This window comes from Ralstonia sp. SA306 (assembly GCF_054792405.1).
In genome coordinates, this window is the sequence record NZ_CP096451.1 from 1,966,606 (window position 1) to 1,982,394 (window position 15,789).

At 62.8% G+C, this 15,789-nt stretch carries 16 protein-coding genes; 5 read left to right on the plus strand and 11 right to left on the minus strand.

Annotated elements, in window-relative coordinates; all coding sequences use genetic code 11:
- Positions 1 to 17: 17 nt before the first annotated feature.
- The 7 genes from acpP to M1D44_RS09455 form a co-directional block, all read right to left on the minus strand.
- Positions 18 to 257 (minus strand): acyl carrier protein, encoded by a 240-nt coding sequence (acpP, locus tag M1D44_RS09425; protein ID WP_004635650.1) that lies wholly within the window; start codon positions 255 to 257, stop codon positions 18 to 20.
- A 185-nt stretch (positions 258 to 442) separates the two neighbouring features.
- Positions 443 to 1,192, minus strand: coding sequence for a 3-oxoacyl-ACP reductase FabG (fabG, locus tag M1D44_RS09430; RefSeq protein ID WP_316853353.1), 750 nt, complete (start codon positions 1,190 to 1,192; stop codon positions 443 to 445).
- 14 nt (positions 1,193 to 1,206) lie between these two features.
- Positions 1,207 to 2,136 carry an ACP S-malonyltransferase gene (fabD, locus tag M1D44_RS09435; RefSeq protein WP_316853352.1) on the minus strand — a complete coding sequence of 310 codons (930 nt, stop codon included), beginning with the start codon at positions 2,134 to 2,136 and terminating at the stop codon, positions 1,207 to 1,209.
- 32 nt (positions 2,137 to 2,168) lie between these two features.
- Positions 2,169 to 3,149 carry a beta-ketoacyl-ACP synthase III gene (locus tag M1D44_RS09440; RefSeq protein ID WP_112185277.1) on the minus strand — a complete coding sequence of 327 codons (981 nt, stop codon included), beginning with the start codon at positions 3,147 to 3,149 and terminating at the stop codon, positions 2,169 to 2,171.
- Positions 3,150 to 3,186: 37 nt separating this feature from the next.
- Positions 3,187 to 4,248 (minus strand): phosphate acyltransferase PlsX, encoded by a 1,062-nt coding sequence (gene plsX, locus M1D44_RS09445; protein ID WP_316853351.1) that lies wholly within the window; start codon positions 4,246 to 4,248, stop codon positions 3,187 to 3,189.
- Positions 4,249 to 4,438: 190 nt separating this feature from the next.
- Positions 4,439 to 4,618, minus strand: coding sequence for a 50S ribosomal protein L32 (rpmF, locus tag M1D44_RS09450; protein WP_024976110.1), 180 nt, complete (start codon positions 4,616 to 4,618; stop codon positions 4,439 to 4,441).
- A 115-nt stretch (positions 4,619 to 4,733) separates the two neighbouring features.
- Positions 4,734 to 5,270, minus strand: coding sequence for a YceD family protein (locus M1D44_RS09455; protein ID WP_316853350.1), 537 nt, complete (start codon positions 5,268 to 5,270; stop codon positions 4,734 to 4,736).
- Positions 5,271 to 5,462: 192 nt separating this feature from the next.
- Between M1D44_RS09455 and M1D44_RS09460 the strand changes: the two genes are divergently transcribed.
- Complete coding sequence (locus tag M1D44_RS09460) at positions 5,463 to 6,059, plus strand: Maf-like protein (RefSeq protein ID WP_024976112.1); 597 nt, start codon at positions 5,463 to 5,465, stop codon at positions 6,057 to 6,059.
- Positions 6,060 to 6,062: 3 nt separating this feature from the next.
- On the plus strand, positions 6,063 to 6,794 hold the full coding sequence (locus M1D44_RS09465) for an SAM-dependent methyltransferase (RefSeq protein ID WP_316853349.1): 732 nt from the start codon (positions 6,063 to 6,065) through the stop codon (positions 6,792 to 6,794).
- 17 nt (positions 6,795 to 6,811) lie between these two features.
- Here M1D44_RS09465 and M1D44_RS09470 read toward each other — a convergent pair whose 3' ends face one another.
- From M1D44_RS09470 to M1D44_RS09485, 4 genes are read right to left on the minus strand one after another with little or no spacing between them, the layout of a single operon-like run.
- Positions 6,812 to 7,924 carry a S49 family peptidase gene (locus M1D44_RS09470; RefSeq protein ID WP_112185283.1) on the minus strand — a complete coding sequence of 371 codons (1,113 nt, stop codon included), beginning with the start codon at positions 7,922 to 7,924 and terminating at the stop codon, positions 6,812 to 6,814.
- Positions 7,925 to 7,963: 39 nt separating this feature from the next.
- Positions 7,964 to 8,365, minus strand: a complete 402-nt coding sequence (locus M1D44_RS09475) for a Rieske (2Fe-2S) protein (RefSeq protein ID WP_316853348.1) — start codon at positions 8,363 to 8,365, stop codon at positions 7,964 to 7,966.
- Entirely contained in the window at positions 8,358 to 9,017 is a 660-nt protein-coding gene (locus tag M1D44_RS09480; protein ID WP_024976116.1) for an HAD-IIIA family hydrolase, read from the minus strand. Before M1D44_RS09480 ends, M1D44_RS09475 begins: the two co-directional genes overlap by 8 nt.
- Entirely contained in the window at positions 8,998 to 10,032 is a 1,035-nt protein-coding gene (locus M1D44_RS09485) for an RluA family pseudouridine synthase (protein ID WP_316853466.1), read from the minus strand. The genes M1D44_RS09480 and M1D44_RS09485 overlap by 20 nt, the downstream gene beginning before the upstream one ends.
- A 736-nt stretch (positions 10,033 to 10,768) precedes the next feature.
- Here M1D44_RS09485 and M1D44_RS09490 point away from each other — a divergent pair.
- The 3 genes from M1D44_RS09490 to mobA all read left to right on the plus strand — a co-directional run bounded on the left by M1D44_RS09490 (position 10,769) and on the right by mobA (position 15,777).
- Positions 10,769 to 13,837, plus strand: a complete 3,069-nt coding sequence (locus tag M1D44_RS09490) for an Rne/Rng family ribonuclease (RefSeq protein WP_439004471.1) — start codon at positions 10,769 to 10,771, stop codon at positions 13,835 to 13,837.
- A 183-nt stretch (positions 13,838 to 14,020) separates the two neighbouring features.
- Positions 14,021 to 15,142, plus strand: coding sequence for a GTP 3',8-cyclase MoaA (gene moaA / locus M1D44_RS09495; RefSeq protein ID WP_024976119.1), 1,122 nt, complete (start codon positions 14,021 to 14,023; stop codon positions 15,140 to 15,142).
- A 20-nt stretch (positions 15,143 to 15,162) separates the two neighbouring features.
- Positions 15,163 to 15,777 (plus strand): molybdenum cofactor guanylyltransferase MobA, encoded by a 615-nt coding sequence (gene mobA, locus M1D44_RS09500; protein ID WP_112185293.1) that lies wholly within the window; start codon positions 15,163 to 15,165, stop codon positions 15,775 to 15,777.
- The last annotated feature ends 12 nt before the right edge of the window (positions 15,778 to 15,789 follow it).

Genomic DNA, 15,789 nt, shown 5'->3' on the forward strand with positions numbered 1-15,789 from the left:
AAGAGATCGATTGACGCTTACGCCTTGACGTGGGCGGTCGCGTAATCGATGGCTTGCTGCACCGTGGTGATTTTCTCGGCTTCTTCGTCCGGAATTTCCATACCGAACTCGTCTTCCAGAGCCATCACCAGCTCAACCGTATCGAGCGAATCCGCGCCCAGATCGTTCACGAACGACGATTCGTTCTTGATGTCTGCCTCGGCCACGCCGAGTTGCTCAGCAACGATCTTCTTAACGCGTGCGTCGATGTTGTCCATTTAACCCTCCAGGGAAGTATTCGACAAAAAGTGCGCGCATTCTAGCAGGTTTGCGCGGTGAAAAACCGCGCGGGAATCCATGCAAAAATTGCGCCCAACATGATGCTAAAAGCCAGTTAAATCAGCGATCGCGCAGGATTCTGCACATGTGCAAAGCCCGCGCAGCCGCCGCCGGGACGGCTTCCTTATCCCATGTACATGCCGCCGTTGACGTGCAGCGTCGAGCCCGTAATGTAGCCCGCCGCCGGTGACGCCAGGAAGGCAACCGCGCTGGCGATGTCCTCAGGCGCACCGAGGCGGCCCAACGGAATTTGCGCCTTCAGCGCGGTATGTTGCTCTTCCGACAGGACCTTGGTCATGTCGGTATCGATAAAGCCCGGTGCAATGCAGTTGACCGTGATGTTCCGGCTACCGATCTCACGCGCCAGCGCGCGAGCCATGCCTTCCACGCCGGCCTTGGCCGCGGCGTAGTTCGCCTGACCCGGGTTGCCGACGGAGCCCACGACCGAGGTGATGTTGATGATGCGGCCACCGCGCGCCTTCATCATCGGGCGCAACACGGCGCGCGACAGGCGGAACACGGCGGAGAGGTTCGTATCGATGACCGACACCCATTCGTCGTCCTTCATGCGCATCGCCAGGTTGTCCTGCGTGATACCTGCATTGTTGACGAGAATGTTCAGGCCACCGTGCGTCTTGATGGTTTCGTCGATGACCGCCTCGCAGCGCGCGGCGTCATTCACGTTGAGCACCACACCCGAGCCCCTCACGCCGGCCTCGGCAAAGTACGCGGTGATGGCTTGCGCGCCGGCTTCCGAGGTGGCCGTACCGATCACCGTCGCACCTTGGCGCGCTAGTTCCAGCGCAATGGCACGGCCGATGCCGCGCGAAGCACCGGTAACGAGAGCAACCTGATTGTTCAATGCTTGGGTCATACGAATCCCGTTGATTATTTGAGTTGGCCCAGCACGGCTTCTAGCGACGCCGGATCGAAGATCGCGTCGCCAACGATCTCACCATCGATACGTTTGACCAGACCCGCCAGCACCTTGCCCGGGCCGCACTCGACCACGCGGGTAATGCCGTCGGCCTTCATCTTCTGGACCGTCTCGACCCAGCGCACCGGCGACGCAGCCTGGCGCACGAGCGCATCCTTGATGGCAGCCGGGTCGCTCACCACAGCCACGTCAACGTTATTGATAACGGGGATCACCGGGGCATTGACCGTCACGTTGGCGAGATACTCGCGCAGACGATCCGACGCCGGCTTGAGCAGCGACGAGTGGAACGGTGCCGACACCGGCAGCGGCAGCGCGCGCTTGGCACCCTTGGCCTTGGCGATTTCGCAAGCCTTCTCGACAGCCGCCTTGGCACCGGCGATCACCACCTGGGCCGGCGCGTTGAAGTTCACGGCTTCGACCACACCCGCGACCGAAGCTTCGGCGCATGCGGCGCGTACGTCATCGTCCGACAGGCCGAGGATCGCGGCCATGCCGCCCTCGCCCACCGGTACGGCTTCCTGCATCGCCTTGGCGCGGAAACGCACCAGCGGTACAGCGTCTTTGAACGCGATGGCACCTGCGGCGACCAGCGCCGAATACTCGCCGAGGCTATGGCCGGCCACGACGGTCGGCGTCGGGCCGCCGGCAGCCTGCCATGCGCGATAGACAGCAACAGCTGCTGTCAGCATGACGGGTTGCGTGTTGGTCGTCAGATTCAGCTCTTCAGCCGGGCCTTCGGCAATCAGCTTGCCGATGTCCTGGCCCAGCGCGTCGGACGCCTCGGCCAGCGTGGCCGCCACGGCCGGATGATCGGCAAACGCATTGAGCATGCCGACCGATTGCGAACCCTGGCCGGGGAAGACGAAAGCGAATGTCATGGCTCGTATTGTTCGTTCTGGAAATTCGTCGATCAGAAGCGCAGCAGCGCGGCGCCCCAGGTAAAGCCGCCACCTACGCCTTCGAGCATCACGTGCTGACCGCGCTGGATGCGGCCATCGCGCACAGCAACATCGAGCGCCAAGGGAATCGAGGCAGCCGACGTGTTGCCATGCTCGTCGACGGTCACGATCAGGCGCTCGTTCGAGAGGCCCAGCTTCTTGGTCGTGCCCTGCATGATGCGGATGTTCGCCTGGTGCGGGATCAACCAGTCGACTTGCGAGGCTTCGAGCTCCGCGGCCGCCAGCGCTTCACGGGCAACCTTGTCGAGCACCGTGACGGCCAGCTTGAAGACGGCTTGACCATCCATGTACAGGAAGGCGCTACCCTGAATTGCCCCTGCGGCCACGTTGCCCGGCACGCACAGGATGTTGGCGTGGCTGCCGTCAGCATGCAGCGCAGTCGACAGGATGCCCGGCTCGTCAGAAGCCTGCAGCACCACGGCACCAGCGCCATCGCCAAACAACACACAAGTGGTGCGGTCGCTGAAATCGATGATGCGCGAGAAAACTTCCGAACCGATCACGAGCACGTTGCGGTACGCACCCGAGCGGATAAATTTGTCGGCGGTCGCCAGCGCGTAGACGAAGCCGGAACACACGGCCTGTACGTCGAACGCGGGGCACCCGTTGGTGATGCCGAGCTTTTGCTGCACCAAGCAAGCCGTGCTCGGGAACACGAAATCCGGCGTGGAGGTCGCCACCAGGATCAGGTCGAGTTCGGAGCGATCGATGCCGGCAGCTTCGATAGCGCGCTCAGCCGCCTTCACTGCGAGGTCGCTGCACGTAACATCAGGCTCGGCGAAATGACGCGCCCGGATGCCGCTGCGCGAGACGATCCATTCGTCGCTCGTCTCAATACCCTTCTCGGCCAATTGGGCCGCCAGTTCGTCATTGGTAACCCGCTTGGGCGGCAGGTAGCTGCCCGTACCGATGATCCTTGCGAAACGTGTCATGTGCGGTGGGGTGAAATCTGACTCGGGAGCGACGCGTTCAAGCAGCGTCGGCAGCCGGAGTGGAAGTGGAGACCGGCGCAGCGCCCGCTGCGTCATGGTGCGATTCGAACGCCTGCGCAATGCGGGCGATCACGCCGTTAGCCGCAGCGTCGTAGGCACGTTTGATGGCCCATTCGAACGCGTAGGCATCGGCCGAGCCGTGGCTCTTGATGACCAGACCACGCAGGCCGAGCAGCGCGGCGCCATTGTAGCGCCGATGGTCCACGCGCCGTTTGAAACGCGTCAACACTGGCAGCGCCACGACGGCGAGCAGCTTCGTGAACAACGAGCGGCCGAATTCCTGGCGCAGCATCTCACCGATCATCTTGGCCAAGCCTTCGGTGCTCTTGAGCGCTACGTTACCGACAAAGCCATCACAGACAACGATGTCGGTCGTGCCCTTAAAGATGTCGTTGCCTTCAACGTTGCCGAAGAAGTTGAGATCGGAGGCACGCAGCAACTCACCCGCCTGCTTGACGACCTCGTTGCCCTTGATGACTTCTTCGCCGATGTTCAGCAGCCCAACCGTCGGACGAGGCTTCTGCTCAACCACCGACACCATCGCCGAGGCCATCTGCGCGAACTGCAGCAGGTGCTCGGGCTCGCAGTCGGCATTGGCGCCAAGATCCAGCACGGTGGTGCCGGCACCTTTCTCATTCGGGATCGCGGTGGCGATGGCTGGGCGATCAATGCCGTCCAGCGTCTTGAGAACGTAACGCGACACCGCCATCAATGCGCCGGTATTACCAGCGGAAACGCACGCCTGAGCGACGCCTTCCTTGAGCTGATTGATGGCCACGCGCATCGAAGAATCTTTCTTCTTGCGCAGCGCAACCTCGACCGGATCGTCCATCGACACCACCTCGGAGGCGGGAACGATGTGGACGCGCGGGTTCGCGGTAGCGTGAAGCCGCTTAAGCTGCGTCGCAATGGCATCGGGCTGCCCGACGAGCAGCATTTCGACGTCTTCGTGTGCGGCGAGAAAATGAATCGCTGCAGGGATTGTCACGCCAACGCCGTGATCACCACCCATGCAGTCGATGGCAAGCTTGATGGTCATGCGAGTCTGAGTTGCGGTTTCATGTGCGGCTCCGGCCGTTGGCGCGCGTATGGTACACAAACCCGTACACGCATTGCCGAATTTCGCTCAACAAAAAAGCGGCAAATTGGCTTGCCGCTTTTTCGCTTGCATCATGAACCTGTGCGTTCAGACCAGCCCAACACGCTTGCCAGAAAACTGGCAAATCGCATCAGTCGTTCTTGGTCTTCACAACCTTGCGGCCACGGTAGTAGCCGTTCGGGCTCACGTGGTGACGCAGGTGCACTTCGCCGGTGGTCGGCTCGACAGCGACCGGGGCCACCGTCAGGAAATCGTGCGAACGATGCATGCCGCGCTTGGACGGCGACTTCTTGTTTTGTTGAACAGCCATGACTGACTCCTAAGCAATTTGATCAATTTTATCACATCACACGGAGCCGGAGCGTAGCCATTCCGGTAGGCGTGTGAAACGTACTGCCATCAGCGCGCGCAATACTCGCGCACGCCTAATGTTTGGTCTTCAGGTTGGCCAGCACCGCGAACGGCGACGGCTTCTTTTCAGCTTCAGCCTCCTCCGGCAATACCTCATCCGGACAGGCTGCATGACGCGGCGACACCGGCAACGCCAGCAACAGCTCATCTTCGATCTGCGTGATCAGATCAAAGTTGCGCGAGCCGACGATGACATCGGCCTCATCGTCATCCAGCGGAGCGGCATCGGCCTCGGCTTCCGAGCGCATGACCTCCAGGCGCATGCGCACCGGCAGAGGTTGCTCGTACGCTTTGAGGCATCGCTGGCATTGCAGCCAGACCGCACCCTCCACTTCCAGATCCACGAAGAGCCGCTGGCGCGGCAACTGACCGGCGGTGGCTTCCTCGCGCACCAGACCCTGCAGCTGCCAACGGAACTGCGCGTTGGCGTCAGCCGGAGCATCGGCCGCTTGCTCAGCAAGCAGGCGAGGCATGTCGGTCAGATGGACCGCGCCACTTGCCGGCTCGCCTGCGCGAATGAACGCGAAAAGATCGAATGCACGAAAATCCACGAATCGAACCTGCTAAACGCGTTGCTGTTGGTGCGCGAACCGGATCGACCGCCCTGCAGCGCCCGACACCTTGCGCCTGGGCGCCCGGTTTGCGACACTGCGCGGCCAAACCGCGAAACGCGGGATTATAGCGGGCAGAAACCTCTGGCGTCAAAAGGTTTTGCTCAAAATCCACTGCATCTTCAAGCACTTATGACTTCTGCATCGCGTCCGCCGCTAATTCTTGCCTCCAGCTCGCCATATCGGCGGGAATTGCTCGAACGCTTGCGCCTGCCGTTTGAGATCGTGGTACCGAACATTGACGAGACCCCCGCTCCGGACGAGTCGCCCGACCGGACCGCTCTGCGCCTCGCCCGGCAAAAGGCGGAGAAGGTCGCAGCGGGCCATCCCGGCGCGCTGGTCATCGGCTCCGATCAGGTCGCCACACTGGACGGCAAGCAGGTCGGCAAACCCGGCGACCATGCCCGCGCACTGGCGCAACTGCACTGGATGCGAGGACGCACCGTCACATTCCATTCAGCGTTGTGCCTGTACGACGGCCGGACCGGGCAGCACCAGAGCGAGGACATCCGCACGCTGGCGACCTTCCGCGATCTTTCCGATGAGGAATTGGACGCCTACTTGCATCTGGAACACCCGTACGACGTTGCAGGAAGCGCCAAATCGGAAGGTCTGGGCATCGCCTTGCTTGAACGCGTGGAGTCGTCCGACCCGACCGCGCTGGTTGGCCTGCCGCTGATCGCCCTGACCAGCATGCTGCGCAACGTTCACTACCCGCTCTTCGCCTGAACCATGGCCGGTACGCTTTACCTCATTCCAAATACGCTGGGCTCGCGCGATGCGGCTGACCCGCTCCCTGACGTGATTCCGGCCGGCGTGCAGCAGGTCACCGCGCGACTCGATTACTTCGTCGCGGAGCATGCCAAGACCGCACGCGCGCTACTGAAGAAGCTGGCCGAGACCACGCCGCTGGCGCGCCCACTGCAGGAAATCACCATCCGCGAGCTGAACGTCAAAACGCCCGAATCGGAGCTGGAAGCGCTGCTGGCGCCGGTGGTTGCCGGCCAGGACGCGGGGCTGATGTCGGAAGCCGGCGTGCCGGCGGTGGCCGATCCCGGCGCGAATCTCGTGCGTCTCGCGCACCGACGCGGCGTGCGCGTAAAGCCACTGGTGGGGCCGAGTTCGATCCTGCTGGCGGTGATGGCGTCTGGCTTGAACGGCCAGAGCTTTGCGTTTAACGGCTATCTGCCGGTCGACGCCGCGGAGCGTAAGACCAAGCTGCGCGCGCTGGAGCAGCTTTCACGCTCAGCGGGCCAAACACAGGTGTTTATCGAAACGCCATACCGGAACGGCGCGTTGCTCGAGGCCATTCAGGCTGGCTGCGCGCCGAGTACGCTGCTATCGATTGCAGTGGACCTGACGCTGCCCGACGAGCAGGTCGTCACACTGCCGGTGAGCGACTGGCGCGCCGACCACATGAACCTGCACAAGCGGCCGGCAATCTTCTCGCTGCTGGCGCGGTAGCGCGCCTCTTCCCTCTTCTACTCCTTCATCAGCAGCTTGAGCTGGCCCGTAGAGGCCAGCGCCTTCACAGCGCCCGCGCCCATGGCCGTGCCGAGCTTGCGTGCCACGCGCGAGGCGAAGTTTTCCTTGACGGTGTAGTCGACCACGTCCGGAGCCTTGATGACGCTGCGAGCGACGAAATCCGAGCTGCCGATCGCGTCGGCCAGACCAAGATCCACGGCCTTGGCGCCCGTCCAAAACAGGCCCGTGAACAGCATCGGATCGTCCTTCAGACGGTTGCCTCGCCCCTGCTTCACCACATCGATGAACTGCTGGTGCACCTGATCGAGCATCTCCTGCGCATACTGCTTCTGCTGGGGCGACACGGGCGAGAACGGGTCGAGCATCCCCTTGTTCGAACCGGCCGTGAGCAGGCGGCGCTCCACGCCCACCTTGTCCATCAGACCAGTAAAGCCGAAGCCGTCCATCAGCACGCCGATCGAGCCGACGATGCTGGCCTTGTCGACGTAGATTTTGTCGGCAGCTGCGGCCACGTAATAACCGCCTGACGCGCACATCTCTTCGACCACAACGTACAGCGGAATCTTTTTGTACTTGGCGCGAAGACGGCGGATTTCATCGTTGATCATGCCCGCCTGCACCGGCGAGCCGCCCGGCGAATTGATCTTCAGGATCACACCGACGGTGTTGTCGTCCGCAAACGCGGCTTGCAACGAGGCGTTGATGTTCTCGGCGCTGGCGTTTGTATTGGCCGCAATTTCGCCGTCGAGCGTGACAACCGCCGTGTGGCGGCCCGTGCTGACGGTCTCGCCTTCCAGACTGGCGAACGCGTAAATAAGCACCCCGATCAGGCCCAGTGTCACGAAGCGGAAAAAGATGCGCCAGCGGCGCGCGGCGCGCTGCTCACGGACGGTTGCCATCAATACTTTTTCCAGCACCTCTCGCTCCCAGCCGCCGGCCTGCGCGGATGCTGCCGGCGCAGATGCCGATGCGGGCTTACCGGCAGCCGGGTTCCGCAATTCGGCTTCAAGCGGATGATCAGCGTGCTGGGTGACTTCCAGCGCTTCTGATTTGCCTGCACCCTCGTTGGGGGCGTCGTCGGGCCCTTTCGGCGGAATCGAGTCGGTCATAGACAAGGAGAAAAACGGTCGAGAAGAAAAACTGCGCTGCTAGGCAGAAGGTGTTGGCACCGGCGCGGGCACGGGCGCCCGAAATAGCGCATCCGGCTGCCACCAGACTGCGCCGTCGCGCTCAGCAACCTCAAGCTTGGACAAATGCGAGCCCCGGCAAGGGCCGCCGACGCACCGGCCAGTATCCGGCTCGTAAATGGCGCCATGCGTTGCACACATCAGATACAGGCCCGAACTTTCAAAAAACTGGCCTTCCTGCCAATCCATTTCCATCGGCACATGCGCACACTGGTTCAAATAACCGTGGACGCCGCCCGCGTAACGGACGACAAACGCGCTGACGAGCCGCCCGCGCACCTCCACCTGAAACCGGACCCCCAGGCCGCCATCTTCCAGCGCGGCGCCCTCGCACACACGAATTTGCTCAGCCATATCAGGCATGTTGCGTCAGCCAATTGTGTAAATCGGGAACCGACTTGGCGCTATACAGTGGCGTAAGCGAATCCAGCACATCGGCAGGATGCGCGCCGTATGTGACGGCTACGCCGGCGGCGCCCGCATTGGCCGCCATCTGCAGATCGTGCGTAGTGTCGCCAATCATCACCGTGCGCTCGACCTCCATGCCGAGATCGCGCGTGAGCTCGAGCAGCATCGCGGGGTGCGGCTTGGAGAATGTCTCATCGGCGCAGCGCGTGTTGTCGAAGACGCCCGTCAGATTCGTCGCTTCCATCGCACGTTGCAGGCCAACGCGGGATTTGCCCGTCGCCACGGCAAGCAGATAATTCTGGCGGCGCAATGCCTCCAGCATCTCACGCACACCCGGAAACAACACGAGCTGCGCGTCGCGGCTGAGGTAATGGAAGCGATATCGGTCAGCCAGCTTGCCGTAGTCGGCAGGATCGAGGGTCGGCACAGCATATTCGAGGGCATCCCGCAGGCCCAGTCCGATCACGTGGCTCGCCCGTGTATCGTCGGGCACCGGGAGGTCAAGATCCCGGCATGCAAGCTGGATCGACCGGGTAATGGCCGACGTCGAATCCATCAACGTGCCATCCCAATCGAAGACGATCAGATCAAAGCGCTGCTGCGGCATCGGAATCGGGGCCCTGGAAAGCGTTTAGGAAATCGGCACACTCGGCGGGCAACGGCGCATTGAACGTGACGATTTCACCGCTTTGCGGATGCGTCAGCTGCAGGCGATGCGCATGCAAGAACATCCGCGCCAGCCGCGGCGAAGCATTCGCACGGGATAGAGCCTTGTTCAAGGCGAAATCGCCGTACTTGTCGTCACCCAGGATCGGAAAACCGGCGTGCGCGAGATGCACACGTATCTGGTGCGTACGCCCGGTCTTCAGCTCGGCCTCCAGCAATGTGTACGGGCCAAAAACCCCCACCTTGTTGAAGATCGTGTGCGACGCTTGCCCATCCGCCTGTACACGCACCCGGCGCTCGCCTTCCGGCGTGGTGTATTTGTGCAGTGGCGATTTGATGTGTTGACGCTTGTGCGGCCAGACGCCTTTCACAGCCGCAAAGTACCGCTTGTCCAACTGACCCTCACGGATCTGCTCATGCAGCGCTACCAGCGCAGAGCGTTTTTTGGCGAGCAGCAGAACACCCGACGTTTCACGATCGAGGCGGTGTACCAACTCCAGAAACTTCGCTTCCGGGCGCGACTGGCGCAATTGCTCGATCACCCCGAACGCGACCCCGGAGCCGCCGTGTACAGCCACCCCGGCGGGCTTATCGATCACCAACAGATGCGTATCTTCGTGAAGGATCGTGAATTCTGCCGCCGGCACCGGGCGCGCGGCTTCTACCTGCTGGGCGATCCGCAGCGGCGGAATACGAACCAGGTCGCCGAGTTTCAAGCGGTATTCCGCATTGATGCGACCCTTGTTAACCCGCACCTCGCCGGAACGCAGGATGCGGTAGATATGGCTTTTGGGCACGCCCTTGGCCACGCGCATCAAGAAATTATCGATGCGCTGCCCTTCGGCGTCCTCGCCGATTTCAACATAGGCGACCGACTTGCCGTCGAGTGCGTCGCCGAGTGTGCCACGTCCGGCCTGTTGAATGCGGCCATCAAATGGATGGCGTAACTCATTCATTTTCAATATAATTTTCTCGCTGGACAGTCGTTTAAGCGCCAGCAACAGCCGGTCGGAACGAAACAACAGGTATTGTACACAGCCACCGTTTCGGTCCGGAACGCGCCGATCTCTCGCCCACTTGTGTTACAAAGCTAATCACGTGGCCGACTAATCGGCACGAAAGCAGCACGCACCGCTGTCCCATCGCGCAGGACGTGAACCAAAGATCACGTCGGCAAGGTCGGCCAGCGTAGAACGAGCAGCTGGTAGAACAGAATTCAAAGGCGGGCGCCACATGGTCATCCATACGGCGCCCGCTTGGTGAAAGAAGCCCTTGCCGCACCAGACTGGTGCCGGCCGGCTGAACATCCGGTTACCGCGTTGCCATGGCGGTCCGGCGGCAAAACTCCAAAAAGCAGCACGCCGCCCGATTTGCCCCGCCGCGGGTTTCGTCCGGACAAGCCGTCCGTCAATTCGCTCTTTGTGGTCGCTTCACGCGACTCGCCGCCGCCGGCCCGCCTGCGAATGCATCAGGCCCGTGGCACGAGTGACAGGACGCGCAACTGGACGCCAACCGCGTCCGCGGACTCCGCCCTGCCATCCATGACGACGCGTGGAATGCCCTCATTTCTTTCACCCGTGCCCCGTCGCGCCTTTTTTGTTGGCAGACACCTCGGCAATTCGTTGACCACCCGCTCCGCCTTTGCGTGCTCCATGAAGCGCCGTGCTTGCACGGCATTGGAGTGAGGTTGCAATGAAACGCATGTTGTTCAATGCGACGCAGCAAGAAGAATTGCGCGTCGCCATTGTCGATGGTCAGAAACTGATCGACATCGACATCGAAACCGCCGGGCGCGAACAGCGCAAAGGCAATATCTACAAGGGTGTCATCACCCGCATCGAACCGTCGCTGGAAGCGTGCTTCGTCAACTACGGCGAAGAGCGGCACGGTTTTCTCCCCTTCAAGGAAGTCGCCCGCGCCTATTTCAAGGACGGTGTGGACGTGCGCGGCGCGCGCATCCAGGACGCCCTGTCTGAAGGCCAGGAGCTGATCGTCCAGGTTGAAAAGGAAGAGCGCGGCAACAAGGGCGCTGCTCTGACCACGTTCATTTCGCTGGCCGGCCGCTATCTCGTGCTGATGCCGAACAACCCGCGGGGCGGTGGCGTGTCGCGCCGCATCGAGGGAGAAGACCGCCAGGAACTGCGCGAGACGATGGCGCAGCTGGAAGTGCCGGACGGCATGAGCATCATCGCCCGCACCGCCGGTATCGGCCGATCGGCCGAAGAGCTTCAGTGGGACCTGAACTACCTGATGCAGCTGTGGAAGGCCGTTGATGGTGCCGCCGTCGACAATAAGGCCCCGCTGCTGATCTATCTCGAATCCAGCTTGGTGATCCGCGCGATTCGCGATTACTTCCAGCCAGATATCGGCGAAATCCTGATCGATACGGACGATATCTACGATCAGGCCCGCGCTTTCATGAGCGTGGTAATGCCCGACAACATGAATCGGGTGAAGAAGTACCGCGACGACGTTCCCCTGTTCTCGCGCTTCCAGATCGAACACCAGATTGAATCGGCGTACTCGCGCATGGTGATGCTGCCGTCGGGCGGCGCCATTGTGATCGACCACACCGAGGCGCTCGTCGCCATTGACGTGAACTCGGCACGCGCCACCAAAGGCGCCGATATCGAAGAAACCGCCGCACGCACCAACCTTGAGGCTGCCGACGAAATCGCTCGCCAGCTCCGCCTGCGTGACTTGGGCGGTCTGATCGTGATCGACTTCATCGACATGGAGTCGAGCAAGGCCCAGAAGGACGTGGAAACCCGCCTGAAAGACGCGCTGCGCCACGATCGCGCCCGCGTGCAGATGGGCAAGATCAGCCGCTTCGGCCTGATGGAGCTGTCGCGCCAGCGCCTGCGTCCGTCGCTGTCGGAAGGCTCGCACGTCACTTGCCCGCGCTGTAACGGCACGGGCCACATTCGCGATACTGAATCCTCTGCCCTGCAGGTGCTGCGCATCATCCAGGAAGAGGCGATGAAGGAAAACACCGCCGCGATCCACTGCCAAGTGCCGGTGGAGGTGGCTGCGTTCCTGCTCAACGAGAAGCGCCCGGATATCAACCTGATCGAGACGCGCTTCAAGGTCAACGTGCTGTTGATCCCGAACAAGCATCTGGAGACGCCGCACTACAAGCTGGAGCGCCTGCGCCACGACGATCCGCGTCTGGACGACGACAAGGCCAGCTACAAGATGGCCGAAGAGGCCGCTAAGGAACTGGAAGCCGACACCGCCTACAGCACCCGTAAGGAAGCTGCAAAGCCGCGCCAGGAAGCCGCTGTCAAGGGCATCACGCCGGACCAACCGGCACCCGTGTCGGTGCCGCGCGCTGAGCGTCCGGCTCGTACTGAAGCCGCTCCAGCACCGCAGGCGCCGGCTCCGGTGCCCGCCCAGGGTGGTTTCGTTTCGTGGCTGAAATCGCTGTTTGGCGCCAAGCCGGCCGAGCCGGTGGTGGCTGCGCCCGTCGAAACACCGAAGCAACGTGCTGAAGAAGGCAACCGCCAAGGCCGTGGCAATCGTCAGGACCGTGGTGGCCGTGGCCAGCGCGGCGAACGTGGCGAGCGCCAAGGTCAAGGCCAAAACGGCCGTGATGGCAACCGCCAGGGCCGCGAGCGCAACGAAGTCCGCGAAGGTCAGCAACAAGGCCAGCGCGAAGGTCAACGTGACGGCCAGCGTGACGGTCAGCGCGGCAACCGCGATCGCAACCGCCAGCCGGCCCAGGTCGAAGGCGCTGTTCGCGAGACGGCTGAAGCTCGTCAGCCGCAGCAAGGGCAGGAAGTGCGCGGCGAGGGCCAGAACCAGGGCCAAGGCCGCCGCGAGCGCAATCAGGAACGCCGCGAACGCCAGCCGCGTGAAGCCCGTGAGGGTCGTGAGCCGCGCGAGCCACGTGAAAACCGCGAGCCGCGCGAAAGCCGCAGCGAGCGCGACCAACAAGCCAAGGAAGCCGCAGCCGTGGCCGCCGAAGCCCTAATCGACCCGACCGCCGCATCGCAAGTGCCGCAACCGCTGCTCGACACCGCTGCGCCGGCAGAAGGCGTCGTGGGCGAAGGCGTGACTCCTGGCGTGGAAGGCAACGGTGAAGGTGAAGAGCGCCGCCGTCGTGGCCGCCGTGGCCGCAACCGCTATCGTCGTGACCGCGAGGGTGCGGAAGGCGTCCGTGCAGAAAGTGAAGGTGAAGGTGAAGGTGAAGGTGAAGGTGAAGGTGAAGGTGAAAACGAAGGCGCTGAACACGCAGACGAAGCCGTCGCCGAAATGCATGCCGAGCCGGTGCTGCCCGCGACCGTGACGGAACCCGTGCAGACGACGTCGTTCGCACCTGTTGAGAACCCGGCTCCGGTGGTACACGAACCGGTGCATGCTCCGGAAGCTGTCGCACCTGTATCGGCCCTGCCGCAAGTGCAGCCCGCGGAGCCTGCCCTTGCAACCGCTACCGTAGCGCCTGCCGCAGAAGTGCAAGCGCCTCAAGAGGCCATCGTGACGGCCTTCGCCGAAGTGCCGGCTCCGGTGCCGGCTCCGGTCAGCACGATCGCCAAGGCTTCACCGTTGCCGATCGAGACGCTGCAGAGCGTGCTGGACAACGCTGGCATGACATGGGTCCACACTGACGATCAGAAGCTGCGTGCCTCGCAGGAAGAAGCTGCGCGCACCGTTACGGCACCGCGTGTGCCGCGCGAGCGCAAGCCGCTGCCGCCGGTCCAGCACGGCCCGATGGTTTTGGTCGAAACCAACCGCCCGGCGGGTGGTGCAGACCAGCAGTAAGCAGCACACCGGCGGGTAACCGCCGGGGCAAATACTTGAGGGCGGCTTCGGCCGCCCTTTTTCCTGTGCGCGATATATCGAGTATGAAACCCCACCGCCCGCGCGGAACGGGGGCTGCGCTACACTCGAAGTTGTATCGGATGCAACAGTCCCGCTTCGCGGATTGACGCACCGCACCACACCATGACCGAAACCGTCATCCCCCTCTACGATCTGCGTGATGGCCAGCACCATCGCGCCACGGTGCCTAATGTCCCCAATGTGCTCGTCCCCGCAGAGGGCACGCTGACGGACACGCGCGGCCGCCGGCTGCACGATCTGCGCATCTCGGTGACGGACCGCTGCAACTTCCGCTGCGTCTACTGCATGCCGAAGGACGTGTTCGACAAGGATTACCGCTTCCTGCGACATTCCGAGCTGCTGTCGTTCGAAGAGATCGAGCGCATGGCGCGGTTGTTTATCGAGCACGGCGTCGAGAAGATCCGCCTGACCGGCGGCGAGCCGCTGCTGCGCAAGGACATCGAACGCCTGGTCGAGATGCTCGCGCGCCTGACCACGGCCGAAGGCAAGCCGCTGGACCTGACGCTCACCACAAACGGCGCCTTGCTTGCACGCAAGGCGCAGTCGCTCAAGGACGCGGGCCTCAGCCGCGTAACCGTCAGCCTTGACGGCATCGACGATGCGACTTTCCGCCGCATGAACGACGTCGACTTTGCGGTGGGCGAAGTGCTGCATGGCATCGAAGTGGCGCACAAGGTCGGACTGGCACCGATCAAGGTCAACATGGTCGTCAAGAAAGGCGACAACGATGACCAAATCGTGCCGATGGCGCGTCACTTCCGTGGCAGCGGCATCATCGTCCGCTTTATCGAATACATGGACGTGGGCACGACCAATCACTGGGAAATGCGTTCTGTCGTGCCCTCAGCGGAGGTCATCAAGCGGCTCTCGGCGGAGTTTGCGATTGAACCCGTGTCGGCCAACTACAGCGGCGAGACCGCCGAGCGCTGGCGCTACGTCGATGGCACAGGCGAAATCGGCGTGATTTCCAGCGTGACGCAGGCGTTCTGCCACGAGTGCACGCGCGCCCGGCTGTCGACCGAAGGCAAGCTATATCTCTGCCTGTTCGCCACAGAAGGTTTCGACCTGCGCGCCCTATTGCGCAGCGGCGCGACCGATCTCGAACTCTCCAACGCGATCCGCACGGTCTGGCAAGGCCGCGCCGACCGCTACTCCGAGTTGCGTGCCAGCGGCGAGGCCCATCCGGCCGGCCGGCGCATCGAAATGTCCTACATCGGCGGCTGAACCCGCCAGCATTCAACGACATGATTCCAACATCCGACATCACCGGCCTGATCCTGGCCGGCGGCCGGGGCAGCCGCATGGGCGGCGTCGACAAGGGCCTCCAGACATTTCGCGGCGCGCCAATGGCGATGCACACGCTGATGCGCCTGTCGCCGCAGGTCGGCCATATTCTGATCAACGCCAATCGCAACCTCGCCGCGTATGAATCGTTTGGCGTGCCGGTGGTGGCGGATTCGGTGCCGGACTTTGCCGGCCCCTTGGCGGGCATCCTGGCCGGGCTGGAGCAATGCCAGACGCGCTACCTTCTGACCGCGCCTTGCGATTCGCCCTTCGTGCCGACCGACCTCGCGGCCAAGCTCTCGCAGGCAATGGAGGAGGCCAACGCGCGCATCGCCATGCCGGTGACGATGGAGCCGGATGCGCAAGGTCAACTGCGTCGGCAAGTGCAGCCGGTATTCTGTCTGATCGATGCCCTGCTGGCCGATGACCTGATCGCCTATCTGCAAGGCGGCGGCCGCAAGATCGAAACCTGGGCCGCGCGCCACGCGACGGTGGACGTGTTGTTTGACGACAGCACCGCCTTCGCCAACATCAATACGCTGGAAGAGCTGCACCATCTGGCGGAGCGCCGCTAGAGCGCCAACGCC

Bases quoted from the DNA above. Each gene is read 5' to 3' on its own strand.
- M1D44_RS09490 (WP_439004471.1), top strand. From the start codon at position 10,769: ATGAAACGCATGTTGTTCAATGCGACGCAGCAAGAAGAATTGCGCGTC.
- moaA (WP_024976119.1), top strand. From the start codon at position 14,021: ATGACCGAAACCGTCATCCCCCTCTACGATCTGCGTGATGGCCAGCAC.
- M1D44_RS09485 (WP_316853466.1), bottom strand. From the start codon at position 10,032: ATGAATGAGTTACGCCATCCATTTGATGGCCGCATTCAACAGGCCGGA.
- fabG (WP_316853353.1), bottom strand. From the start codon at position 1,192: ATGACCCAAGCATTGAACAATCAGGTTGCTCTCGTTACCGGTGCTTCG.
- M1D44_RS09475 (WP_316853348.1), bottom strand. From the start codon at position 8,365: ATGCCTGATATGGCTGAGCAAATTCGTGTGTGCGAGGGCGCCGCGCTG.
- M1D44_RS09440 (WP_112185277.1), bottom strand. From the start codon at position 3,149: ATGACACGTTTCGCAAGGATCATCGGTACGGGCAGCTACCTGCCGCCC.
- acpP (WP_004635650.1), bottom strand. From the start codon at position 257: ATGGACAACATCGACGCACGCGTTAAGAAGATCGTTGCTGAGCAACTC.
- mobA (WP_112185293.1), top strand. From the start codon at position 15,163: ATGATTCCAACATCCGACATCACCGGCCTGATCCTGGCCGGCGGCCGG.
- M1D44_RS09480 (WP_024976116.1), bottom strand. From the start codon at position 9,017: ATGCCGCAGCAGCGCTTTGATCTGATCGTCTTCGATTGGGATGGCACG.
- M1D44_RS09470 (WP_112185283.1), bottom strand. From the start codon at position 7,924: ATGACCGACTCGATTCCGCCGAAAGGGCCCGACGACGCCCCCAACGAG.
- M1D44_RS09460 (WP_024976112.1), top strand. From the start codon at position 5,463: ATGACTTCTGCATCGCGTCCGCCGCTAATTCTTGCCTCCAGCTCGCCA.
- fabD (WP_316853352.1), bottom strand. From the start codon at position 2,136: ATGACATTCGCTTTCGTCTTCCCCGGCCAGGGTTCGCAATCGGTCGGC.
- plsX (WP_316853351.1), bottom strand. From the start codon at position 4,248: ATGACCATCAAGCTTGCCATCGACTGCATGGGTGGTGATCACGGCGTT.
- M1D44_RS09465 (WP_316853349.1), top strand. From the start codon at position 6,063: ATGGCCGGTACGCTTTACCTCATTCCAAATACGCTGGGCTCGCGCGAT.
- rpmF (WP_024976110.1), bottom strand. From the start codon at position 4,618: ATGGCTGTTCAACAAAACAAGAAGTCGCCGTCCAAGCGCGGCATGCAT.